General features: G+C 32.7%; 30 protein-coding genes and 1 pseudogene. 6 read left to right on the top strand and 25 right to left on the bottom strand.

Annotated features, from left to right (window positions below; genetic code table 11):
• A partial coding sequence (locus tag HMPREF2930_RS08240) for an antA/AntB antirepressor family protein (protein WP_176745768.1) occupies positions 1 to 163 on the bottom strand: 163 nt, incomplete at its 3' end.
• A gap of 12 nt (positions 164 to 175) precedes the next feature.
• On the bottom strand, positions 176 to 418 hold the full coding sequence (locus HMPREF2930_RS08235) for a helix-turn-helix domain-containing protein (protein WP_048680775.1): 243 nt from the start codon (positions 416 to 418) through the stop codon (positions 176 to 178).
• Positions 419 to 595: 177 nt separating this feature from the next.
• On the opposite strand from HMPREF2930_RS08235, the gene HMPREF2930_RS08230 reads away from it, so the two are divergent.
• From HMPREF2930_RS08230 to HMPREF2930_RS08215, 4 genes are read left to right on the top strand one after another with little or no spacing between them, the layout of a single operon-like run.
• On the top strand, positions 596 to 928 hold the full coding sequence (locus HMPREF2930_RS08230; protein ID WP_049438216.1) for a helix-turn-helix domain-containing protein: 333 nt from the start codon (positions 596 to 598) through the stop codon (positions 926 to 928).
• 14 nt (positions 929 to 942) lie between these two features.
• A complete protein-coding gene (locus HMPREF2930_RS08225) occupies positions 943 to 1,404 on the top strand; it encodes an ImmA/IrrE family metallo-endopeptidase (protein WP_070597295.1) in 462 nt (153 codons plus the stop codon).
• A 16-nt stretch (positions 1,405 to 1,420) separates the two neighbouring features.
• Positions 1,421 to 1,963, top strand: coding sequence for a hypothetical protein (locus HMPREF2930_RS08220; RefSeq protein WP_070597293.1), 543 nt, complete (start codon positions 1,421 to 1,423; stop codon positions 1,961 to 1,963).
• Between the two features lie 56 nt (positions 1,964 to 2,019).
• Positions 2,020 to 3,417: a recombinase family protein gene (locus HMPREF2930_RS08215; RefSeq protein WP_070597291.1), complete on the top strand. Its 1,398-nt coding sequence runs from the start codon at positions 2,020 to 2,022 to the stop codon at positions 3,415 to 3,417.
• Positions 3,418 to 3,420: 3 nt separating this feature from the next.
• Here the strand turns inward: HMPREF2930_RS08215 and HMPREF2930_RS08210 are convergent.
• The 7 genes and pseudogenes from HMPREF2930_RS08210 to HMPREF2930_RS08180 form a co-directional block, all read right to left on the bottom strand.
• Positions 3,421 to 4,317: pseudogene (locus HMPREF2930_RS08210) on the bottom strand (PTS transporter subunit EIIC); the annotation flags it as partial.
• Positions 4,318 to 4,322: 5 nt separating this feature from the next.
• A complete protein-coding gene (locus HMPREF2930_RS08205; RefSeq protein WP_017174827.1) occupies positions 4,323 to 4,637 on the bottom strand; it encodes a PTS lactose/cellobiose transporter subunit IIA in 315 nt (104 codons plus the stop codon).
• A 19-nt stretch (positions 4,638 to 4,656) separates the two neighbouring features.
• A complete protein-coding gene (gene lacD, locus HMPREF2930_RS08200; RefSeq protein ID WP_019835810.1) occupies positions 4,657 to 5,634 on the bottom strand; it encodes a tagatose-bisphosphate aldolase in 978 nt (325 codons plus the stop codon).
• Positions 5,635 to 5,637: 3 nt separating this feature from the next.
• Complete coding sequence (locus HMPREF2930_RS08195; protein WP_037541586.1) at positions 5,638 to 6,570, bottom strand: tagatose-6-phosphate kinase; 933 nt, start codon at positions 6,568 to 6,570, stop codon at positions 5,638 to 5,640.
• Positions 6,571 to 6,582: 12 nt separating this feature from the next.
• Positions 6,583 to 7,098 (bottom strand): galactose-6-phosphate isomerase subunit LacB, encoded by a 516-nt coding sequence (lacB, locus tag HMPREF2930_RS08190; RefSeq protein WP_002448324.1) that lies wholly within the window; start codon positions 7,096 to 7,098, stop codon positions 6,583 to 6,585.
• Between the two features lie 15 nt (positions 7,099 to 7,113).
• Positions 7,114 to 7,542, bottom strand: coding sequence for a galactose-6-phosphate isomerase subunit LacA (gene lacA, locus HMPREF2930_RS08185; RefSeq protein WP_002448540.1), 429 nt, complete (start codon positions 7,540 to 7,542; stop codon positions 7,114 to 7,116).
• Between the two features lie 233 nt (positions 7,543 to 7,775).
• Complete coding sequence (locus HMPREF2930_RS08180; RefSeq protein ID WP_017174829.1) at positions 7,776 to 8,531, bottom strand: DeoR/GlpR family DNA-binding transcription regulator; 756 nt, start codon at positions 8,529 to 8,531, stop codon at positions 7,776 to 7,778.
• A gap of 248 nt (positions 8,532 to 8,779) precedes the next feature.
• Here HMPREF2930_RS08180 and HMPREF2930_RS08175 point away from each other — a divergent pair, with 248 nt between their 5' ends.
• Positions 8,780 to 9,514 (top strand): NAD-dependent protein deacylase, encoded by a 735-nt coding sequence (locus HMPREF2930_RS08175; protein WP_017174830.1) that lies wholly within the window; start codon positions 8,780 to 8,782, stop codon positions 9,512 to 9,514.
• Positions 9,515 to 9,850: 336 nt separating this feature from the next.
• Here HMPREF2930_RS08175 and HMPREF2930_RS11885 read toward each other — a convergent pair whose 3' ends face one another.
• The 5 genes from HMPREF2930_RS11885 to HMPREF2930_RS08160 form a co-directional block, all read right to left on the bottom strand.
• Positions 9,851 to 10,009, bottom strand: a complete 159-nt coding sequence (locus HMPREF2930_RS11885) for a DUF4357 domain-containing protein (protein WP_197017805.1) — start codon at positions 10,007 to 10,009, stop codon at positions 9,851 to 9,853.
• 95 nt (positions 10,010 to 10,104) lie between these two features.
• Positions 10,105 to 10,272 (bottom strand): hypothetical protein, encoded by a 168-nt coding sequence (locus HMPREF2930_RS11650; protein ID WP_017174831.1) that lies wholly within the window; start codon positions 10,270 to 10,272, stop codon positions 10,105 to 10,107.
• A 49-nt stretch (positions 10,273 to 10,321) separates the two neighbouring features.
• Complete coding sequence (locus HMPREF2930_RS11645) at positions 10,322 to 10,717, bottom strand: GIY-YIG nuclease family protein (protein WP_145437327.1); 396 nt, start codon at positions 10,715 to 10,717, stop codon at positions 10,322 to 10,324.
• A 19-nt stretch (positions 10,718 to 10,736) separates the two neighbouring features.
• The gene (locus HMPREF2930_RS08165) at positions 10,737 to 13,442 is read right to left on the bottom strand and encodes a DEAD/DEAH box helicase family protein (RefSeq protein WP_017174833.1); all 2,706 of its coding nucleotides are present in this window, start codon (positions 13,440 to 13,442) and stop codon (positions 10,737 to 10,739) included.
• 2 nt (positions 13,443 to 13,444) lie between these two features.
• Positions 13,445 to 15,481 (bottom strand): site-specific DNA-methyltransferase, encoded by a 2,037-nt coding sequence (locus tag HMPREF2930_RS08160; RefSeq protein WP_037541588.1) that lies wholly within the window; start codon positions 15,479 to 15,481, stop codon positions 13,445 to 13,447.
• Positions 15,482 to 15,756: 275 nt separating this feature from the next.
• On the opposite strand from HMPREF2930_RS08160, the gene HMPREF2930_RS08155 reads away from it, so the two are divergent.
• On the top strand, positions 15,757 to 17,073 hold the full coding sequence (locus tag HMPREF2930_RS08155) for an ISL3 family transposase (RefSeq protein WP_017174835.1): 1,317 nt from the start codon (positions 15,757 to 15,759) through the stop codon (positions 17,071 to 17,073).
• A gap of 166 nt (positions 17,074 to 17,239) precedes the next feature.
• On the opposite strand, the gene rpsI is transcribed toward HMPREF2930_RS08155, so the two are convergent.
• From rpsI to rpmJ, 11 genes are all read right to left on the bottom strand, one after another.
• Positions 17,240 to 17,632 (bottom strand): 30S ribosomal protein S9, encoded by a 393-nt coding sequence (rpsI, locus tag HMPREF2930_RS08150; RefSeq protein WP_002448344.1) that lies wholly within the window; start codon positions 17,630 to 17,632, stop codon positions 17,240 to 17,242.
• 19 nt (positions 17,633 to 17,651) lie between these two features.
• Entirely contained in the window at positions 17,652 to 18,089 is a 438-nt protein-coding gene (rplM, locus tag HMPREF2930_RS08145) for a 50S ribosomal protein L13 (RefSeq protein ID WP_002448612.1), read from the bottom strand.
• A gap of 250 nt (positions 18,090 to 18,339) precedes the next feature.
• Entirely contained in the window at positions 18,340 to 19,143 is an 804-nt protein-coding gene (gene truA / locus HMPREF2930_RS08140) for a tRNA pseudouridine(38-40) synthase TruA (RefSeq protein WP_017174836.1), read from the bottom strand.
• Positions 19,144 to 19,147: 4 nt separating this feature from the next.
• Entirely contained in the window at positions 19,148 to 19,954 is an 807-nt protein-coding gene (locus tag HMPREF2930_RS08135) for an energy-coupling factor transporter transmembrane component T family protein (RefSeq protein ID WP_017174837.1), read from the bottom strand.
• Positions 19,944 to 20,807 carry an energy-coupling factor transporter ATPase gene (locus tag HMPREF2930_RS08130; RefSeq protein WP_017174838.1) on the bottom strand — a complete coding sequence of 288 codons (864 nt, stop codon included), beginning with the start codon at positions 20,805 to 20,807 and terminating at the stop codon, positions 19,944 to 19,946. The genes HMPREF2930_RS08135 and HMPREF2930_RS08130 overlap by 11 nt, the downstream gene beginning before the upstream one ends.
• Entirely contained in the window at positions 20,804 to 21,616 is an 813-nt protein-coding gene (locus HMPREF2930_RS08125) for an energy-coupling factor transporter ATPase (protein ID WP_017174839.1), read from the bottom strand. The genes HMPREF2930_RS08130 and HMPREF2930_RS08125 overlap by 4 nt, the downstream gene beginning before the upstream one ends.
• A 301-nt stretch (positions 21,617 to 21,917) precedes the next feature.
• Complete coding sequence (rplQ, locus tag HMPREF2930_RS08120) at positions 21,918 to 22,289, bottom strand: 50S ribosomal protein L17 (RefSeq protein WP_002448491.1); 372 nt, start codon at positions 22,287 to 22,289, stop codon at positions 21,918 to 21,920.
• A gap of 21 nt (positions 22,290 to 22,310) precedes the next feature.
• Complete coding sequence (locus HMPREF2930_RS08115) at positions 22,311 to 23,255, bottom strand: DNA-directed RNA polymerase subunit alpha (RefSeq protein WP_002448356.1); 945 nt, start codon at positions 23,253 to 23,255, stop codon at positions 22,311 to 22,313.
• 82 nt (positions 23,256 to 23,337) lie between these two features.
• A complete protein-coding gene (gene rpsK, locus HMPREF2930_RS08110) occupies positions 23,338 to 23,727 on the bottom strand; it encodes a 30S ribosomal protein S11 (RefSeq protein ID WP_000101625.1) in 390 nt (129 codons plus the stop codon).
• Between the two features lie 23 nt (positions 23,728 to 23,750).
• Positions 23,751 to 24,116: a 30S ribosomal protein S13 gene (gene rpsM / locus HMPREF2930_RS08105; protein ID WP_002448629.1), complete on the bottom strand. Its 366-nt coding sequence runs from the start codon at positions 24,114 to 24,116 to the stop codon at positions 23,751 to 23,753.
• 22 nt (positions 24,117 to 24,138) lie between these two features.
• On the bottom strand, positions 24,139 to 24,217 hold a 79-nt coding region (gene rpmJ / locus HMPREF2930_RS11285; protein ID WP_083313655.1), incomplete at its 5' end, for a 50S ribosomal protein L36.

Here is a 24,217-nt window from a genome sequence, read left to right as displayed (position 1 = left end):
TAATGTAGTCGATATTTTCTTCAAAACCATATTCAATCATTCGTTCAATCCACTTATCATATCGAGTTCCGATTTTTAATCCTTTGTGTAACTCACGACCACTTACTGCAACTGTTCCATCTTCATTTCGTTTCAAATTGAATAGTTGTTGAATTTCGTTCATAACATACTCCTTTTAGGTTGATATTTTATTTATTCCCGTTTTCGGGATGTCAGGGTTATAAAAAAAGTCGTTCATATCCAAATCAAGTATATAACAAAGTAAGCTAGCTTCTTTTAAGGTAAAGTCACTTTTGTTTCTGTTTATCTTTTGACTAAATCTATTAGTTGTCATGCCCATAGCCTCAGCAACTTCTTTATGTTTTATACCGTTTTTATCTAAATACAAACGAAGTTTAGTATGTTTTTGACCTTTCATACTTTCACCTCCTTATTTCCCGTTTTCGGGATTACACTTAGTATCTTACACTCCTATATATTCAAAGTCAATGAAAAAATTCCGTTTTTGGTAAATTTATTCAAAATATATGTTGCATTTTCGGGATACAAATATTATAATAATATTTGTAAAATATGAACTTAGGAGAAAAAACATATGGAAACTTTCGAAAAGAATCTAAAAGCATTAAGAAAAAGCAGAGGTTTATCTTTACAAGAATTAGCAACCAGACTTAATAAAAATTATAATGTTAAATTTTCAAAAACTTCCATTGACCGTTGGGAAAGAGGAGAGTCAAGTCCTTCTATGGACCACGCGAGTGCATTAGCACATTTTTTTGATATTTCATTGGATGAATTAAGCGGACTTAAAGAAATGAAACAAAAAGAACCCACTACTCTTTCCGCTCACCTTGAAGGTGAGTTAAAGCAAGAAGATATAGATTACATAATGAGTTTAATAGATAGATTTAAAAAAGAGGACAAATAAAGGGATTGGTTTTAATGTCACGTTATGAACAATTACTCACTGAGAACGAACACATCAAAATTAGAGATACACACTCGCTACCAGACGGTTATAGTGGTTTCTATAATGACGGTATAATTCTTATAGATAAAAACCTACCCGAAACACGAAAAGCTGAAGTGTTATACGAAGAACTTGCACATCATAAACTTACATATGGGAACATCTTAGATCAGTCTAAATGGATTAACCGTAAATTTGAAAGCTACGCTAGACGTCATGGATACGAGGCCGCACTACCCTTGCGTATTATTGTAGAGGCACATCACTACGGTGTAAGTAACTTATACGAACTAGCAGAATATGTTCAATTAAGCGAAGAACACGTATTAGAAATATTGGAATATTATAAAACAAAACATGGTTTAACTACTCGATACGGTAAATACGTTATTCAGTTTGAGCCATTACGAGTGTTTGAATATAAAGATATATAGTAAAGGAGAAACATATATGAAAAAGTTTTTAGCTTTAATCTTTAGCGGTGCTTTAATTCTAGGCGCTTGCGGTAATAACGACGCGTCTAATAACGATTCTGATACTAAATCAGAAAAGAAAACTGAAAAGAAATCAGAAGATAAAAAAGATAATAAATCCAAAGAGGATAAAAAGTCTAAAGAAGAAAAGAAATCTCAAGAAAATGAAGATAGCAAGTCTACACAAGAAAACAACTCTACCCAAGAACAAAACACACAAGAAACTGCAACAAATGAACAAGTTCAATCTCAACAGCCTGCAACTCAAGAGCAACAAACACAACAGCAGAATATCCAAAATAATCAACAGGAAGTAGCATCGCAACAAAATTATCAATCGCAAGATTCTCAGTCTAATCAACAAACACAGCAACCTGTAAATAGTGCTAGAGAACAAGCGCTAAAAGAAGGTATAGATTTTGATAATCCAACTGATGAAGAAATAGAAAGAATGAGAGAACTGAGTAAAAACTCACCATATGGATTGCAAGAACCTACTCAAGCAGGACCTTACGAATAAATTTTAGGGTAGTTCACCTACCCTTATTATTTTTTTACTTTTTTTGAGGTGATTTAATGAAAGTGGCAATCTACACAAGAGTAAGTTCCTATGAGCAAGCAACGGAAGGTTATTCTATCCATGAGCAAGAAAGGAAATTAAAAGCCTTTTGCGAAGTTCAGAATTGGCACAATTTCAAAGTATTTACTGACGCTGGTGTAAGTGGTGGCTCGATGAATAGGCCAGCATTAAAACGTATTATGGATAACCTAGAGTATTACGATCTAGTGTTAGTTTATAAGTTAGATAGATTAACACGTAACGTTAAAGACTTACTTGAAATGCTAGAGAAATTTGAGAAGTATAATGTGGCGTTCAAGAGTGCTACTGAAGTATTTGATACAACTACTGCCATTGGTAAGTTGTTTATCACTATGGTAGGTGCTATGGCTGAATGGGAACGTGCTACGATACGTGAACGTGCATTATTTGGTAGTCGTGCAGCAGTAAGAGAAGGCAACTATATTAGAGAAGCTCCCTTTTGCTATGACAATGTAGATGGAAAACTTGTACCTAACAAGCATAAGTGGGTAATTGATTATCTTGTTGAGCAATTTAAACATGGTGTATCGGGGAATGAAATTGCTAGACAGATGAATTTGAAGAAAGTCAACGTACCTAAAGTTAAGAAGTGGAATAGGACTTCTATTATTAGGTTGATGAAAAACCCAGTCTTACGTGGTCATACTAAGTATGGAGATATGTATATTGAGAATACGCATGAGCCAGTGTTATCAGAAAGTGATTATAAACGTATTATAGACGTTATAGAGAACAAAACACATAGAAGTAAGGTAAAACATCATGCTATCTTTAGAGGCGTTCTAACGTGTCCTCAGTGCCATAATAAGCTACATCTATACGCTGGTAAGATAACGGATAAAAAAGGATATTCTTACGAAGTAAGACGCTATAAATGTGATACATGTTCAAAAGATAAAAACGTTCAAACAATATCATTCAATGAAAGTGAAGTAGAAGATAAGTTTATAGAGTTACTTAAAACATATGACATGAATAAATTTAAGGTGGATATCGTGGAAGAAAGTACACCTAAACTAGATTACGACATAGATAAGATTATGAAACAACGTGAGAAACTTACACGATCATGGTCATTAGGTTATATCGAAGATGATGAGTATTTTAGTTTAATGGACGAAACTAAAGAGATACTTGATGAGGTTGAACGTGGTGGTACAGAAGTAGAAAGTACACAAACAGTTACGAATGAGCAGTTAAATATGATTGATGATATTTTGATTAAAGGTTGGAGTAAGTTAAATGTTGAGCAAAAAGAGGAGTTAATCTTGAGTACAGTTAAAGAAATTGCGTTTGACTTTGTTCCTAGAAAGGATAATGAGAGCGGTAAGGTGAATACACTTAATATAAGGGAAATTACTTTTAAATTTTAATGGTAGTAGTGTTACAGGGTAGGTAGCACCGGTACCCCCCATAGTTGCAACGAACATTTGTGTACCAGGTGTAATAATTTTATCTGCATGTTCTCCTGCTTGAATCAAATTTAAGTTTGTTTCAAGATTTGCATAAGTAATTGCAGCGATTGCTGGTTCAACAATAGATGGACCATGTATACCTACAAACCAGAAGAATGCGAAAGCACCGAAGATAAGTGTGACACCAATCCAGCCATCTGCCGCAGTAAATAATGGTTCAAAGATTTTTAATACGGCGTTCGCTACATTTGTATGAATAAATGTTCTTGATAATAAATCTAATGCATAAATAATGATAATAACCGCTGACAACGGGAAGATATCTTTAAATACCTGAGAAATATTTGGTGGTACTTCTTTAGGCATTTTTATTGTAATATTTCTTTTAATAAAGAAATTATAAACAATTACGGTAATAAAGGCTGAAATAAAGGCTGTTAATAATCCTTTTGTGCCCATAAATGCACTTAAAAATCCACCCTCTTTAATAGGATCTGCTGCTAAGAATAAAAATCCACTCATCGCAGCCATCATTGTAGAAATAAAGTTAATTTGATTGGTTTTATCTAATTTCCTGTTGTAGGAATCGGTTAAAGACTTAGCTGTTGTTCCAGCTACAATCAAACCAACAATTCCCATGGTATAGTTATATGGTTTCATCAATATACCTTCCATCGTTTTACTCCAAGTAAAGCCAAACACGTTAGGTACATATGTGATTAAAATAAATATACTTGAGAACAAGATAATTGGAATTGCTGCAATAAATCCATCACGAATCGCTCTTAAATAAATATTACGGGATATTTTTTCAAAGAACGGCTTTCCTTTTTCTATCCATGCTATTAACTTATTCATAGGGGTCAGCTCCCTTTTTTGTATAATTCAATTAAATGCTTCATTAAATCTTTTAATAATAACGTTGTCATTAAATGGTCTTGTCCGTGAATCATTGTAATACTAAATGCAATGTCATCACCTTGCGCTTCTTGAGCTAATAAGTTTGTTTGAGCTTTATGTGCATTTGCAATACATTCATTTGCTTCCTCGGTAAGTTGTTCAGCTTTTTCAAAATCACCTTCATTAGCAGCGTTTAAAGCCTCTAATAATTTTGAACGTGCATCTCCTGCATATGCGACAATTTCAAAACCAAGTAATTGTACTTCTTCTCTGTTCATATGAATAACCTCCCCTAAGTTATTTTGCTTTCCAAGATGTTGCAGTTGTTTTTAGTACTTTATTTAAATCATCAATGTTTTTATATCCAGTTGTACGTAACCATTCTCTTGCGGCTTGTTCTCCTTGTTCAATATAAACTTTAACTGCACCAGACCATGTCGCACGTCCGCATAACACACCATTGAAATGTGCACCTGCATCATGTGCAAATGTTAATGTTTCTTGGAATAATTCAGCTGATACACCAGCACTTAAATAAATATAAGGTAAATGTGTCGCTGCATCTTGATCACGGAAATGTTGTGCTGCTTCTTCTTTTGTGTATACAACTTCACCCTCTGTAAATCCTTCGACAAAATTCATATTTACGGGTACTTCAACTTTAAGCACATCAACATTGAATCGCTCTTCTGAGAATAACTTCATTGCTTCATTTACTTTACGAGGTTTTACTTTTGCAAATTCAGCACTTTTATTATCTGGAATATTATCATCATAAGTTAACACTTCTAAGAAAAATGGAATGTCTTCAGCAACACATTCTGAACCAATTCGTTCAATATAAGCTTTCTTTTGAATGTTAATCTCTTCTGAATCATCTACATCATAATAAAGTAAGAATTTAACTGCATTGGCACCCTGTTCTTTTAAACGTTTAGCAGACCATTCTACTAAGCAATCAGGTAAACGACCTTTTGCATTCACGTCATATCCAGTTTTTTCATATGCAAGTAATAAACCACACTCTTTATTACGTGCATCAGAAGCAGGTAAGCCATATTCAGGATCTAAAAGAATAGAAGATGCATATTGTGTTAACTCTTCTGATACAAGTACTTTTAATTGTTCGATTTGTTCAACTGTAGGAGGTTCTGTTTGATGTTCAGCCATCATTCTTTTTAATGCCCCACGTTGATCAAATGCTAAAGCTGAAATAATACCATCTTGATTACTTAATTGTTCGATTGATGCTAATTTTTGTTGTGATTTTGTCATGAATTACACCTCTATAACTTCAATTTGTTTGAATAGTTCTTTAAATTTATCTACATTGATATGACCTGTTTGATGCTCCATTGCATTTAACATTCCAAATGCATTCGCTTTTTTCAGTAAATCCTCATCGGATTGTTGATGAACAAGACCTGATGCAATACCTGCCACAGTAGAATCACCAGACCCTACAGGATTAACGACTTCTATTTTGGGGATATTTACTTTATAAAATGTTTGATGATGTTTAGCGAAAGCGCCATCGCCACCTAAAGAAACAATAATCCATTCAATACCTTTGAAGATGGGTTGAGTAACCGCTTCTTTTAAACTATCGATATCTGTAGTGACAGTAGTGTGTAATAATTGAGATAATTCATCAATATTAGGTTTTATCACTGAAGGCTTATTTTCGCTCAACAATACATCCATTAATGATTGACCAGAACTATCTAAAATCGTAGGTAGCTCTTGTTCATTTGCTAATTTCACAATATCAGCGTAGTAATTTGTATTAAGACCTTTAGGTAAACTTCCAGACATCGCTATAACATTAGCTCTTTTAAATAGTTCTAAAAGATGTGCTTTATAGCTCTCTGCTTCTTCCTTGTCAATAGTTGGTCCTTGTTCGAGTATTTCAGTTTGTTGTCCTTCATGTAGAATAGCGATACAATTTCGCGTTTCTCCTTTTATTTTGAAGAAAGACTGTTCAATTTGAGCATCTGTTAATTGTTCTTCAATAAATTGACCTAATGCGCCACCTAAAAAGCCACTTGCTAACACATTTTCGCCAAATTCTGATAATACACGTGTTACATTTAATCCTTTTCCTCCAGCAGTTTTACTCGTCTTTTTAACTCTATTCACAGTATCTAGATGAAACTGTTCTAATGGGTAAGAGATATCAACTGAAGGATTTAAAGTTAATGTTAGAATCATTTCACATCTTCCTTAATCGTGATATTCACCTTTGTCCCATTTTTCTAAGAATTCATCAAAGAAGTGAGGATTAGCTTGATTATCGTTATGTGCTTCTAAATGATTAATTTTAGCAATTAATTTTTTATTTTCTTCAGTAGGTTTGTATTCTGCTTTGATAAATGCATCAACGATATCGAAAATAAATAATTCGCCTGCTACTTTACCGCCGAAACTAACAACATTAGCATTCAATTCTTCTTTTGAATAAAGTGCTGATGTCATATCACGTACTAATGCTGTTCTTACACCTGGGACTTTGTTTGCTGCATTACTAATACCAACGCCAGTACCACAAATACATACGCCTAAATCTGCTTCTCCACTAGCAACTTTTTCTCCTACTTTTTTACCGAAGATAGGATAATGTGTACGTGTAAAATCATACGTACCTACATCAATAACTTCGTGTCCTTGAGCTTTTAAGTGTTGTGAAACTTCCATTTTTGTATCAGTTACAATGTGATCGCAACCTATAGCAATTTTCATTATTTATTCCTCCAATTAGCACATTTTATTTAACATATCTACACGGATTTGGTGACGTCCGCCATCATAGTGTCCATTTACAAATTCTTTAGCAATATTTTTAGCTAATGTATCGCCTACAATTTCAGCACCCATCGTAATCATGCGTGCATTGTTGTGACTACGTGTCATATATGCTGAACGTTCATCTGATACTTCAGCAGCAATCATTCCTTTTACTTTTGTAGCAACAATAAAACTACCTGCACCATAAGCATCCACTGCAATTCCTAAATTATCATCGTTCTTTTGTACTTCGTGTACAACTGCTAATGTTGAATCAACAAAGTCTAATTCTTTTCCTTCTGTTACATCTACTACATCATGGTTATTTTCTTTTAAAAATGTTTTTACAACATCTTTAAGACGTTGACCAGCGACATCTGAACCAATAAAAATTGTCATAATGATTCTCCTTTGAAAATAAGATAATTAAACACATGTGTTTGAAAAAGCGCTTTCAAATCTTTACACCTAAATTATAAACATAAACAAACAAATAATCAACAATAAATGTTCGAATATTGTTTGAAATTTCGTTTATTTAAACAAAATGTTTTGTTTTTATGTTTAATTGCGTTCAATTATCTAAAAAAAATACCAAGATTGTTTATTTAAACAATCTTGGTATCATTCAATTAATATATCACTTCTGTGTAAGCTTTTAATTTTTGTACATTATCTTCATCATTTTTATCAACAACTACTGCTGTTAAATCTTCTAAATGACATAATTGAGTAAAATCTTCTTTTCCAATTTTTGAAGTATCAATTAATAAGTATTTTTCAAGTGAACGATGAAGTGCAAGTTGTTGTGTATACGCTTCGTCAATTGTAGAAGTGAGTACATCTGCATCTTTTATTCCATTACAACTAAAAAACATTTTACTAAATCGTTTTGTTTTAAGAAGCGTATTTGTCATTTCACCTACAAATGATTCAGTAAGTTCTCTCATTTCTCCACCTAATAAGTAAACTTTAAAATTTAGCGAACGCTTTTTAAATAATATTTGAAATACTGGAAAACAATTCGTAATCACTGTTAATGACTCTCGTTCTATTAATTGAGCTAGTAACTCGATTGTTGTTCCAGGTCCTAAAAAAATCGTATCATTTTCTTCAATTAAGTTAACAGCTTTCCTTGCGACAGCACGTTTTTCTTCAATATTCTCTGTGTGCTTTTCTTGATGAGACTTTTCTTTAATTTGAAAAGTTGAATTACTACGTGCACCACCATGTATTTTAGTTAGTAATCCTTTTTCTTCTAGTTCAGCTAAATCACGACGCACTGTCATGTCAGATACATTAAGTTCCTCAACGATTTCATTTGTCCTAACCGTTCCTTTTTGATTTACGAGTTTAGTAATTTCTTCTAAACGATCGTATTTATTCATTCAAATTCTCACATCCAACTCTATTTTATTAAAAAATTCTTTTTATAAGAACAATTGATTTTTTATAAAGATTTTAAACGCAATTTCATTCTATACTATTATATGTTTTAACACTATTATTTAATGTTTTTCAACATTCATTGCTTCTTGAAAACTAGAAAATAAATAGCAAAATATGTTGTAATAATAGTATAAGATTTATTTTTTTAAAAAACTATACAGTATTGATGATAAATGAGGTGCTCGGATTGGGTAATAAAATCGAAAAATTAAAAGAAATTGTTGATAAATCAAACAAAATTGTATTCTTTACTGGTGCAGGTGTATCGGTTGCAAGTGGTATACCTGATTTCCGTTCAATGGGTGGACTATTTGATGAAATATCTAAAGATGGCTATTCTCCTGAATATTTATTAAGTGTTGATCATCTTAATGATAATAAAGAAAGCTTTATCGATTTTTATCATAAACGTTTACTTGTAGCTGATAAAAAACCAAATATTGTTCATGAATGGATCGCTGAGTTAGAGAGAGAAGGTAAATCTTTAGGTGTCATCACACAAAATATCGATGGCTTACATGAAGATGCTGGAAGTGAACATATTGATGAAATTCATGGTACATTGAATCGCTTTTATTGCATCAATTGTGGAAAAGAATATACGAAATCATATGTTATGGGACACAAATTAAGATATTGTGAGAACTGTGGTGATGTGATTCGCCCTGATATCGTATTATACGGTGAAATGCTCGATCAACCTACTGTCTTTAGAGCATTAGATAAAATCCAAAAAGCAGATACTGTCATTGTGTTAGGTTCATCCTTAGTCGTACAACCTGCTGCAGGCTTTATTTCTAACTTTACAGGAGACAATCTTGTAATTATTAATAGAGACGCTACACCGTATGATAAACAAGCAAGTTTAGTTATTCATAATGACATGACAGAAGTGGTCGAAGAAGTTATGAAAAATAAATAGATATACTTGTGGCTAGTGTTTTTTAGAACGACTAGCCTTTTTTACATAAAAAAGCACTTCTCAACTTTGAGAAGTGCTTTAAACATTTTAATTGAACACAAATTGCTGACGCAATTTGCATACTGAACTTGTAAGCAAACAAGTTTGCAACAATTCCAATATTAACGTTTTGAGAAATATCTAGATATTTTTTACGTGTACCTAATCCATGGAAATCCTTTTATATCAACGTTTCGGGAATTATTATATGGATAAGAATGTATGAAAAAGTATTGAAATTGACATTACTTGAACCAATTTGCACCAATATGATAGGTGTTAGTTGAATACAACAATTTATTCTATTTCTTCAGCTTCTACTTGATTTAAACTTTTACCGATATATTTCCTTTGTTTTCTTCCGTTCTCTTCCCCACCTGAAATAGCAGCTGCTGCGTAACTAGGGCTCTTAAATATAAAATCTTCTACAAACTGATAATAGTTGTTTTGATTTATTAGTTTGACAACTCCATCCTAAATTAAAGAATGCCTCATATTTATTATTGCATTACTGACTGATGGGCGATTCTTAACTACTGCGGTTGATCTCTTTAAAACAATATATTTATCATCTTTGCCTTTGCGCCTTTTATAGAAAACTCATAAATTTTTTCTTGTACTTTTTGCTCGTCAGCACTATTGAGCACTTTTTTAGACTCTAGTACATCAATACCGATGGAAGATAAAATTAATTTAATCGCCTCTAGAAATTGCTTCATTTCTGCATTATCTACTTCCGATAGATTAGGTTTTGAAGGTCGATTGCCATTAATCTAATATTACTTTACCTGATTCATCAGCTATTCGACATAACTCAGATTCTAAATACTGAATTTGCGTTTTAGTTATATAATCATCTTTTGAGGTAAAAACAATGACCTCATTCCAAAATTCTTTTTGTTTATCACCCATGGCATGTGATTTTAATCGATTACCGACATTTTCACCTTCACCAATATAAAGCTTTGTTTTATCAAGATTCTTTATATCATTTCCTATTAATATATAACACCCTGCTTTAGTAGACTCTTCTCTTTGCAGGAATGTCTTTAATTTTGCTCTTGGAAAAACCGTTGTGTAAATTGTCATATTAGATATTTCAACTGTTCGAAGTCCATTTGGATTACCATCTACTAAAAATAAACGTATTAGTTTCCCCGACAAATCAACAACCTCTAATAAGTTATAATTCTTCCACACTCAAGCCTTTAAACTCTTTCCCAAGTGCTATTTCACCAATTTGTCTAATCGTTCCTCTACCGTCATTCATCGTATAGAATTTTACCCCTCTAATCTTCACATCTTCTATTTCATCTTCAAATATGATCTCAGCTTCGTGTTCATTAATGTAAATTAATAAATCTTCTTTCCACTGTTCTTCTTCCATATTCCATCCTTTTGGCTCGATAAATATCTGAATGAAATAATCACTATTTTGTAGATAAAGAATAAAGTCGGGTTGGAACCCTGCCAAGTTCACTTCATCATGCCCACTACCAAACTGATGCAATTTTAATTTATTATTTTTTGCTGACTCACGGTGCATATTTTCATCCATACGTATTAAATACACGTCAGAATATTCCTCTTTTAACTCTGCAACTCTTTCTGCAATTCGATCGATTAATTGCTTTTCGGTTAAGTTAATAATTGCGGAATCATATACAAAGTAATCTTCTTTAATTTCATACCGATTAATTGTTTGCGGACTATCCTGCATAAACGCTTTACCTGTGTCATAGTTTGGTACACGTTTACGGTAATTTGCAATATACTCCTTAATTGGATAACCAATAAATTTACCAGTTCCACGTTGTTTACTGTAACCTGATTTTATTTGTTTTGCGACATAAGAAAAGTAACGCTCTAGAATGTTTAACTTTTCAGTAGCCGTTAGTACACTACTATCCATTGTTCGTGGAATCGTAACATAGATTGTTCGATTATAAATATTTAACCATTTCTCTTCTAAAAACTCTTCTCTTGAACTTAGTAGCGGAATATACCTTTTCAAGTTAGAAAAATGATAGAACGACAAACGATTCATAATTTTAATGAGATAACGCTTATCAAATGTAACCGCAACGTTATAAGCGTTTGTATAGTCTTCTTGCACTTTCGTATCTTTATAGCTTACTTCTTTCAATGCAGATATATATGGAATGACAACATCGCTTTTGGTATCAACACCATATTTCTCTAATGAATCGTAATAATTATCAGTTACTTCAATGATTTCATTGTAATAAATTTTGCCGTATTTCCATACGTCTGTCCGTTTGAAAGTTGGCTTTACCTTTACATCAATTAACGGATTCTTTTTATCTTCACCAGTCGGTAAATTCATTTCGTCTAAAGCACTTACTAAGTTCTTCAAGTATTGAGGTTCATTGATTGTATGATAGTGAATCGTCTCTAAAATCAAGCTATCTTTACTATCATCATTAAACCTGCGTGTATATGAACGTTCACCATCTAGTAAAAAAGGGTAATACCTTGCACCACGTCCAATTAATTGTGCTTCTGACATAGTTGTTGCTTTCGTTCCTTTTACTTTCGGGTCATCACTTAAACGAACAATGTCAAAGAGGTTTAATACATCCCATCCCTCTGTAAGTCTAGCAACCGCAAAAATCACTCGATATAAATTCATCGGACTTTCTAAACTATTTAAAGCCTCATAGTGACCTTTTTCTAAAATACCGGATTGACTCGTGTCATTGGCATTAATAATTCGACTTGGAGCAAGTTCCCTTTTTATATCTCTGACTATTTCACTTAAATCGTCCTCACGATCACGATAATAGTTATGTGCCAATGCCAATGTTTCACTATCATCCTCAGAAGTGATTTGTGTTTGTCTATGAAGAAAGGCTTTTAAAGATTCAACGGTTAATGTATCGATTAACTCGTTAAATTGTTTGTGGGCTTCATTAGAAGCATCAATTCGCTGTGATTTAAACATAATAACAGGCTTTATATATGCACCATGCTCTTCCAATGCATATCTTCTTCTGAATTCACTTAACAAGACTACATTCATCATGTTGTCCACGTCTGTATTACTCGACTGAATTCGCTTTACATTCTTGGAATATTTATCTTGAATGAAGCGGTCGAGTGCATAGCGATACAGCACCTTATCTTTGTATTTTTCATAGACATTTTTATTCTCCAAGTCAATTGTAGCAGTAAATTCAAGTAAACGATTGTCTTCATTTGCATTTAAAATCGTGGAAATTGCCTTTTCCCATGATTGTTCTGTCTCTTTTTCAGACTTGGTAGAAGCGGAGTAATGGTGTGCTTCATCTCCTAAAATAACGACTTTATTCCTTGCATAATCTTCTTTACCCATTGCATTTTCCTTTTGTGTATAAATATCAGCAGCAACACGTTGGACAGTTGCCAATTTCAAATAGATCGTATTCTTACTTTGATTTTTTGGGAAAGATTGAACTTGCTTTATTTCTATTCGTTCCCCATCTATTTCAATTTGCGGGGAATACAAATACTTGTTCGATGCCATATTTGTTAAGTTATCAATCGTTTTATTTAATACACCATTTGTATTTACTAGGAATAAAAAGTTTTGATAACCCTGTTCTTGATAGAGGTATAAAATAAGCCCTGCCATTAAGTCTGTTTTTCCACTTCCTGTTGCCATGTTGAATAGGACATGATTCACATTCCTGAAACGAAACTCATTTGCTGTTTGTGAATAATGAAAAAAGCGTAAAGCTGCATCTTGATAATACCTAAACGTATGTATCATGTTATGTTTAATATATTCAGGTGTTTCCCATGTGCCTTCTTCGTTGAATAAACTTTCATTTAGTTCCCTGACTTCATCATATAAAGGCAATGGCAGTTGTTTCTTTTTCTTTGCCACAGTTATTCACCACCTTTATCATAGAAGTTTTTATTAAATTCATAGTCATTATCAGAAATCAAATCACGAACATTTTCATCATCAATTTCTGAATAGTTGTAGTAAAGTTGGTTTTTATCGATGATTTTAATAAGAGTTTTCTTTTGGTCATCAAATGATAATTCATGTAATGTATCTTTTATTTTTTCTAAATCAACACGAAAGTCAATCTCTGCTTCATTTAACATAAAGTCAAATACATCATGTAGTTCGGCTTGTGTTTTTGTATCTTGAATAGTTTTTAAAAAGCCACGGTTCTTTTCCATTAACTCTAAGTAAACAAAACTTCCTCCACCTTGCCAATCAACTTCTTTTGAAATACCAGACTGATCATTATTAACTGCTTTCTTTAGACGTTCTACAGCTTTATTCCATTGTGTATCAATTTGTTCCATCCCAATGAATTTTCTACCTAGCTTTAAAGCTGCCGCTTGTGTTGAACCTGATCCCATAAAAAAATCTAAAACAATATCCCCTTCATCTGAAGCTAACTCTATTATATTTTTCAGAAGCTTCTCTGGTTTCTTACCATTTGGAAAGTCAACTTGTCCCTCTTTTTTTAAGTTGTTATATTGAATATCTTCCCAAAGAGTGGATAGCTTTTGTTGATACATTAGTTTTCCTTTAACTTCAACTAAACGATCTGATAAAAACATAAACATATCTTTATTACTTCCATTGTAAAAGATTTCAATAAGCTCATTAGCACTTTTTCCTTTTATAGGTTTATATTCGATGCTAACTATTCCACTATCTATGTCTTTTAAATTAGTGATTACTCTTCCTCTTACACTAGACTGGGCATTTGTTGTTCTGAAAATCTTTTCAGGAAATTGGTTGTAAACCCCTTCTTCAGTTAAATTATTACTTTTTGCAAACTGCTTAATTGAAGTTATTTTTGCATTAGGATAATGATAATAAGCTCTTTCACCATTATTATCTATTAGTATTCGATCACCCAATTCCTCTAACACCTGAGTATACTTCCAACTTTTCCCTGACTCTTTATATTCGTTAACATATTCTACTACCGGTGTAACTTCAAATACTGGGTTTAAATATACTTTTTCTTTATTTTTCGCATATACCTGAATAAATTCTGTAGCATCACGTAAACTCTTTCCTTCGGAACTACCCGAAACACCTGATATCTTAGTTTTAACAGTTACAATATTGATGAAATTATTTCTATCGAATACCTGATCTAATAGTACCCCAAGATAGTTTGTTTCAACATCATCAGTTTGCACCCATATTGTACCTTCTTCACACAATAATTCACATGCAATCTCCAAACGATTTTTCATAAAAGTTAACCAAGTTGAATGATTAAATTTATCATTGTAGTCAAATCCATCGTTCCCTGTATTATATGGCGGATCGATATAGATTAACTTAATTTTACCTGAGAACTTTTCCTTCAACGTATGTAACGCTAATAAGTTATTCCCTTTTATTATCAAGTTGTCATCTTCACTAAAGCTTTCTATCTCATGTACACCATCCACATCAAACTTTTTAGCGTTCACCAAAATTTTCTTATCTAATAGTACATCAATCTCCTCTTTCGCGAGGACTTCATTTAAAAATGGCTCCTCTGGGCGTAAGTCATCTTTATCTGTATCTTCTTTACTCATGCTTGCTTTTAACACCGTATCTTTATAAGGAAAATCTAATACAACATCAGTTGATTCATCGATAAATTTCCCATCCGCTGTTAGACCTATTTTCTTTGAGTATTTTGTATACGAATCTTGCCAGTATTCGTCTGCTTCAAATAGTTCGATGAGTTTATTTGTTTGCATGACGATATTCCCTGCAATATCAATAGTAAAGTTGCTCTGTATTGTTTCATTCGAAATAAATGCTTCAAGCAAATCTTTATCATACGTATCTAAATCTTGAATGACTTTATTTTTGTTTAATATTTCTCCTATAAAATACTTTTCACCAAATTGCTGTAAAACCTGTTTAATTGCTTCATTAATTTTAGTTTTCATGTCAAAATCCGCCTTCTATTAATTTAATCTATGTAATAGATTTTTATTAATCTCTATTTATATACTATCATATAAAGTGGTTGTTCATTTATCTTGTAGAAAATAAGGGAATAATTTCTCCCTTTTTAAATATAGCCTCTTTCTTGGCTCTATAATAAATTGGACTGATGACTAAAAATCATCAGTCCAATTTTTATGTTTGAATACAAAAATGGTGCAATTACCTCTATAATTATTAGCTACCAAACAAAATAAAAAAGAAAGGTAATGCGCCTATGTGTAAGTCTATATTAAATACATTAAGAATTAAAGATAAAAATCTAAATTTTTCAGATGAAGTGATTGAGAAAAAACATAAAGGACGAATGAGCTTGTTTTACTATGCCGAGCTCACTTATCAACCTACACATTGTGAAAATTGTTCAACTAAAAATGAAAATTTCTCTATAGTAAAAAATGGTAAGAAAACCTCAACGATTACTTTACTTAAAATTATGGAAATGCCCGCTTATTTAGAACTTCAAAAACAAAGATTTTATTGTAAATCATGTGACAGTCATTTTACTGCTAAATCTAATATTGTCGACGCTCATTGTTTTATTTCTAATAAAACAAAACTTGCAGTTTTAGATAAAGCACAAGAATACCACTCTCAAAAATCTACCGCTAAGTCATGCTTAGTATCATCAATGACTGTGTCTAGAGTGATTAATCAAGCGGCAAGCGACGTAGGTCAGTCTTCTTTTGATGCTCTACCTGAACACTTAATGATGGACGAATTTAAAAGTGTTAAAAATGTTATAGGAAAAATGAGTTTTATTTATGCAGATGCTGTATCGCACCGCATCGTAGATGTGGTAGCGGATCGTAAGTTAAAATCGCTTAAAGATCATTTTTATCGCTATTCTTTAAAACTCAGACAAAAAGTCAAAACAGTAACGATTGATATGTATGAACCATATATGTCACTAATCAAACAATTATTTCCTAACGCGAAGATTATTATTGATCGTTTTCATATTGTTCAATCTTTAAATCGAGCGTTAAATATGTCTAGAGTTCATGTAATGAATAGTTATAGAATCTCTAATAGACCGCTTTATAATAAATATAAAAGTTATTGGAAACTATTTCTTAAACCTTTTGAAACGCTAGAAGCATTTAATTATCATAAAGTCCATTTATTTAAAGAGTGGAAAACCGAAAAAGGCATTATAATTTACTTATTAGGTATAGATGTAGAATTATTTAATACATATCACTACGTTCATGAGCTAAGAAGATTATTAAAAGAAAATCAAATAGAGAAATTTAATCATAAACTCTTTTCTATTCATCTTTCAGATATGTGTCCTAAATTACGCCCAGTCATTAGAACTTTAAGACGATTAGCAGCTTTCATTGAAAATACTATAACATATTCTAACCTGACCAACGGTCCGTTAGAAGGAATTAATAATAAAATCAAACTCATTAAAAGGGTATCTTTTGGTTATAGAAATTATGATAATTTGCGTAATCGAATTATTATAACTTCGCGACTATTTGCCTCAACAACAAAAAAAGAGATTAAACAACCTAAGGTTGCTTAATCTCAATATTTGGACTCATCAGTCCGATTTGACGTAGAGCCGAAAAAAAAGCACCGGCAAGATGCCGATGCTTTAAATCTGTTAAGTGCTTTGTAATACTTTATTATTGATTTGAACCAACTTGAACCATAAATCGTCTGTAAACGTTGATATATCAACAAAGTGATTAACGTTTTGAGAATTGTGGAGAACGACGTGCTTTTTTAAGACCTGGTTTTTTACGTTCTTTCATACGTGGGTCACGAGTTAATAAACCTGCGCGTTTTAAAGAACCTCTGTATTCTGGATCAGCTTCTAATAATGCACGAGCGATACCATGACGGATAGCTTGAGCTTGTCCAGTGAAACCACCACCGTATACGTTAACTAATACATCATAGTTACCTTTAGTTTCTGTAACATCGAATGGTTGGTTTAAGTCTAAGATTAATGATTCGAATGGTAAGTATTCGCGTACGTCACGATCGTTAACAGTGATATTACCTTCACCTGGTACTAAACGTACACGTGCTACTGAGTTTTTACGACGGCCTGTGCCTCTATATTCAACTTGTGCCAATGTAATTTCCTCCTTCTAATTAACCACGTAATTCGTAGTTTTCTGGTTGTTGTGCAGCGTGTGGGTGTTCAGCGCCACTGTATACAAATAATTTTTTACCTTGTTTTTCACCTAAACGTGAACTTGGTAACATTCCTTTGATAGAAGTTTCAAGTAAACGAGCAGGGTTGTTACGTTTTAATTCACCAGCAGTCACTGATTTAATACCACCTGGGTGATTTGAGTGACGGTAGTAAACTTTATCTTGTTCTTTTTTACCAGTTAATTCGATTTTTTCAGCGTTGATGATGATTACATAGTCACCAGTATCAACGTGTGGTGTATAAGTTACTTTATTTTTACCGCGTAAGATAGATGCTACTTCTGATGATAAACGACCTAATGTTTGGCCTTCAGCATCGATAACATACCATTTGCGCTCAATGTTTGATTCATTTGCCATAAATGTTTGACGCATAATAATTATCCTCCTAAAAATAAATGCTTCGTCTTAGATTACAGGTACTCATCGCAGTCGAACCTACGAACGAGGCCTGCAATCTAGGTCATTCTGTTACGATTTCAAAGCGTAATGTTCATTTATTTTATTCCTGTCTAATCTGCTTATATATCTTGTAACACAATAAGTTTCCGGGGCTTATCGTGGGATGATATAAAACAATACCGTTAACTATCTTATATTTTATAAGCCCATTTGTCAATGCATATTAGTCATTTTGTAATGATTTTTTGTAATGTATTTTTACATCCTCACCAAAGTCATTTTTAAGTGCTTCTGGATCTAAATATATCTTTTCAAGATATAATCCTTCAGCGGGTGCTGTAAAAGGCACATTATCTCTATTTTTAGCTTTAAGCAGTTCAGGAACTTCGTTAGGTTGTCGCTTCCCTTTACCTACTTCTATTAAAAAAGCTGCAAGGACACGCACCATATTATATAAGAAACCAGAACCTGTGACGATATAGTCAAAACCTTCGTCCGTTTTTACAACTTCACTTTGGTATAGTGTACGTTCTTTACTTTCAACTTCAGTCTTTTGTGAACAAAATCCAGTAAAATCATGAGTTCCAATAAAGTGTTTAGCCGCTTCATTCATCTTAACTAAATCTAAGTCATCTTTTATAAATGTCTTAAGACCACTTTCAAATGGATTGCGATGTTCCGCTTGATACACTTTATAGCGATATCTCTTACCTACACAATCATAACGACAATGAAACGTGTCATCTACTTGTTTTACACTATTCACGTAAATATCCTCAGGTAACGCACTATTCATCGCATATTTCCATTGTTTAGGCTCAATATTCAATTCTGTGTCAAAATGAAAATACTGTTCATAAGCATGCACACCACGATCTGTGCGACTTGATGGATGTATACGCACATGCCGACGATGCATACGTTTTAAAATTTTTTCAAATTGTTGTTGAACAGTTCTACCTTGTTGTTGAATTTGAAAACCAAGAAATCCATGTCCTTGATACGCAATATTTACTAGTATGCGCAATGTCTTACACTCCCATATATTTTAATACAAATAATATCATTCCAATAGGTATCAGACTGAATAGACTCAAAGTATCTCTCTTATGCCATGACAACTTACGATAACTTGTACGTTGTACATTAGCATCATATCCTCTAACTTCCATTGCAATTGCTAATTCATCAGCTCTTTGAAAGGCAGAAATAAATAGCGGTATCATTAATGGAATGAAAGCTTTAATTCTTGTCATTAAACTACCCGAACTGATTTCAGAACCTCTTGATTTTTGAGCAAGAATAATTTTATCTAATTCATCCATCAATGTTGGAATAAACCTTAAAGCAATTGACATAATCATACTTAATTGATGCACAGGAATTTTAAATAGTTTCAATGGGGCCATTAACTTTTCAAAAGCATCAGTCAAGTCAATTGGACTTGTTGATAATGTCATAATTGTTGCAACCATAACAATTGTTATTAATCTTAAAGAAATAAAAATACCTTCTAATACCCCTGTACTATCAATTTTAATAAAACCTATTTCTAATAGCGTAGTCCCACCGTGAGTAAAGAAGATGTGCATTAAAAACGTAAAGATTAAGAAGAAAAATATCGGTGTTAATCCTTTAATTAAAAACCAAAATTGAATTTTAGCCATTTTCATAAAACATAGAATTAATAATATTATCCAAGCGAATGTAGCAAAAGAATGAGCAAAAAAGATAAAAATAATAAATACAAATACAAAAATCAACTTTGCTCTAGGATCAAGACGATGTATCACGGAGTTATTAGGTAAATAACGTCCTATAATAAGTTTATTTTTCATGTTCTTGCCACTCCTGATACAATGTTACAAACTCATCTTCATTTAAGGCAATATCATTAAACATGGTTTGATATTTATCTTCAAAATCATATTGCAGTTGTACTACATCAGGCAATGCAATATGCCAATCTTTCAGTTTTTCGTGTTGTCTGAATAATGATTTAGGAGAGCACTGTTCTATTACTTTCCCTTGCCTCATTACAATGATTTCCTCTGCATATCGCGCCACATCATTCATATCGTGTGACACTAATATGACTGTTTTATGATGATTGACCTGAATTGATTTTATTAATTCCATCACTTGTTGACGACTTTTTGGGTCAAGTCCAGCAGTAGGCTCATCAAGAATAATTATATTCGGTTTCATTGCAAGGATAGAAACTAATGCAATTTTACGCATCTGACCACCTGACATTTCAAATGGCGATTGTTCCATAATATGATGATCAAAACCTAAATCTAAGAGTAACTGATACGCATATGACTTAACTTGTTCCACATTCATCTTAAAATTTTTAGGACCAAATGCCACTTCTCTTTCCACACTATCTTCAAACAATTGTGATTCAGGAAATTGAAAAACCAAACCTACTTGTTGTCTTAATTCTCGTAGATGCTTGTCTTTTGTTTTATGAGTAATCTCCTTATTATCAAAAGTAATACTACCTTTTGTTGGTTTTAATAGCCCATTAAAATGTTGAATGAGTGTGGATTTACCACTTCCTGTTTGACCAACAATCGCATAGTATTTACCTTGCTCAATTTTGAGATTGATATCATTTAAGGCTTGATATTCATAAGGAGTGCCTTTTTGATAAATATATGAAACATGATTAAATTGAATGGTCATAATTTATCAACCAGCCCTTCATATGTAGTGAATTCATCTTTAAAGCCTAGCTTTTGATTCATTTTCATTGCAAATGGTAAATCTAAGCCAATCTCTACTAAATACTGTGTATTTAAAAAAATAAAATTTGGCTTGCCTTCTTTGTAAACTTTGCCTTTATTCATAATGACGACATGATCACTTTCTAACGCTTCACTTAAATCATGAGTAATAGAAATAATCGTTAAATTTTTCTCTTGTTTAACTTGTTTAATTAATGAAAGTAAAGACTGTTTACCTTGGGGATCTAACATAGAGGTTGCTTCATCAAGAATGATGACATCTGGACTTAGTGCTAAGACTCCTGCAATAGCCACGCGTTGCTTTTGGCCTCCCGATAAAGAATGTGGTTCATATTTCATATATTCTTTCATATCTACATTATCTAAAGATTGAATGACGATTGCTTTCATTTTGTCATGAGATACTGCGTGATTCTCGAGTCCAAAAGCTACATCATATTCCACAATTGAACCTACAAATTGATTTTCTGGATTTTGAAAGACAATACCAATATGGCGTCTAACCTCTCTTAAATAATCAGGCGTAACTAAATGATTGTTATAAAAAATTTCTCCTTCAGTTGCTTGTTCTATTCCAACTATAAGTTTTGCAATTGTAGATTTCCCCGAACCATTATGTCCTACAATGGATGTCCATTGATGTTTTGGTATATTAAATGACACATCTTCTAAAGTGAAGGCCGCATCTTTTTGATATTGAAAATGTACATGTTTAAGTTCGATGATATTGTTATTATCAGTTTTCACAGCCTTCCTCCTTTATTAATAGTTACTACATTAGTTTACATGAATAAAAACTAGATGTACATGAGTAAACGTCTTTTATATATAAAAAGAGTCATGCCTCAAAAGCACGACTCTTTTTAATCATTATAGATTCATTAAAATTAAAAAAGCGCGCACCCCATCACATTTTAGTTGAGTTCACGCTTTATATTAGTATTTAGTTGATGGGGTACTCTGAGCTAGACAATATTTGTATGTGGCAAACATTATCGTTGCACTCATTTGCTTTAAATACAAGTAGTTAGTGTATTTATATATAAAATTAATCTACTAATTCGATGATAACTGATTCAGCACCGTCACCACGACGAGGACCTACTTTAAGAATACGAGTGTATCCACCTTGACGTTCTGCATAACGTTCAGCAATTTCACCAAATAATTTTTGAAGTGCAGTTTGTGTAGTTTCATCTTCATTTAAGATTTCAACATTACGTAATGTTTTAGCAGCATTACGACGAGATGCTAAGTCACCTTTTTTACCTAAAGTGATTAATTTCTCAACAACACTACGAACTTCTTTTGCACGAGCTTCTGTAGTTTCAATACGCTCACTTACGATAAGTGATGTAGCTAAGTCACGTAACATAGCTTTACGTTGATCAGAAGTACGACCTAATTTTCTGTAACCCATGAGTTAACCTCCTTTAACTTATTAATCTTCTTTTCTTAAACCTAATCCTAAATCTTCTAATTTATATTTAACTTCTTCAAGAGATTTACGACCTAAATTACGCACTTTCATCATATCAGCTTCAGACTTGTCCGCTAATTCTTGAACAGAATTGATGCCTGCACGTTTTAAACAGTTGTATGAACGTACTGATAAGTCTAATTCTTCGATAGACATTTCAAGTACTTTTTCTTTTTGATCTTCTTCTTTTTCAATCATGATTTCAGCATTTTGCGCTTCATCTGTAAGACCAACGAAAATATTTAAATGTTCAGTCATAATTTTAGCAGCTAATGAAACAGACTCTTGTGGAGTAATTGAACCATTAGTCCAAACATCTAAAGTTAATTTATCAAAATCACTACTTTGACCTACACGTGTATTTTCAACTGTATAGTTTACACGTTCAACAGGTGAATATAGTGAATCTACAGGAATTACACCAATTGGTAAATCACTAGTATTATTTTGTTCTGCTAATGCGTAACCTCTACCCTTATTAGCAACAAGACGAATTTTTAAATGTCCACCTTTAGACACTGTTGCAATTTTAAGTTCTGGGTTTAGAACTTCAACATCACTATCGTGAGTAATATCACTTGCTGTTACTTCGCCTTCATCTCTCACATCAATTTCTAATGTTTTATCTTCTTCAGAATAGATTTTTAATGCTAATTTTTTGATGTTCATAATAATTGTAGAAACATCTTCAACAACATTGTCTATAGCTGAAAATTCGTGTAAAACACCTTCAATTTCGATGTACTTAACGGCTGCACCTGGTAATGAAGATAGTAGGATACGACGTAAGGAGTTTCCTAGTGTAGTACCGTAGCCACGTTCAAGTGGTTCAACAACGAACTTACCGAATTTAGCATCTTCACTAATTTCAATTGTCTCAATTCTAGGTTTTTCAATTTCTATCATTTACAAAATCCTCCTTAATAACGTCGAATTAATTTTAAAATTGTTTCGCTCAGTGATTTGTAACAATAACAATCAATAAAAATTATACGCGACGACGTTTTGGTGGACGACAACCGTTGTGAGGTACTGGAGTAACGTCTCTGATTGCTGTTACTTCTAAACCAGCTGATTGTAATGCACGAATAGCTGATTCACGACCTGGTCCAGGTCCTTTTACTGTTACTTCAACAGTTTTCAAACCATGTTCCATTGCTGATTTTGAAGCAGTTTCAGATGCCATTTGAGCAGCGAATGGTGTTGATTTTTTTGATCCTTTGAAACCTAATGCACCAGCTGATGACCAAGATAAAGCATTACCAAATTCATCAGTGATAGTTACGATTGTATTGTTGAATGTTGAACGGATGTGTGCTACACCATTTTCAATATTCTTTTTAACTCTACGTTTACGAGATACTTGTTTACGTGCCATTTATATTTTGCCTCCTTTACCTATTATTTTTTCTTATTAGCTACAGTTTTAACTGGGCCTTTACGAGTACGAGCATTGTTTTTAGTTTTTTGACCACGAACTGGTAAACCACGACGGTGGCGAATACCACGGTATGATGAAATTTCCATTAAACGTTTAATGTTTAAGTTTTGTTCACGGCGTAAGTCACCTTCTACTTTATAACCGTCAACTACTTCACGAATACGACCTAATTCGTCATCTGTTAAATCTTTTACACGTGTATCAGCTGATACGTTAGCTTCTTCAACAATTTTTTTAGCTGTTGAAGTACCGATACCATATACGTAAGTTAATGAAATAACTACGCGTTTTTCACGTGGAATATCTACTCCTGCAATACGTGCCATATATTTTTACACCTCTCTTTTATTAACCTTGTCTTTGTTTGTGCTTAGGATTGTCACAAATTACCATAACTTTACCTTTACGTTTAATGACTTTACATTTT

Origin of the sequence: Staphylococcus sp. HMSC068C09, from assembly GCF_001813735.1 — a bacterium.
Lineage (GTDB): Bacteria > Bacillota > Bacilli > Staphylococcales > Staphylococcaceae > Staphylococcus > Staphylococcus hominis.
The sequence above is the reverse complement of the archived record's forward strand: the minus strand, read 5'-3'. Positions and strand labels throughout refer to the sequence as shown.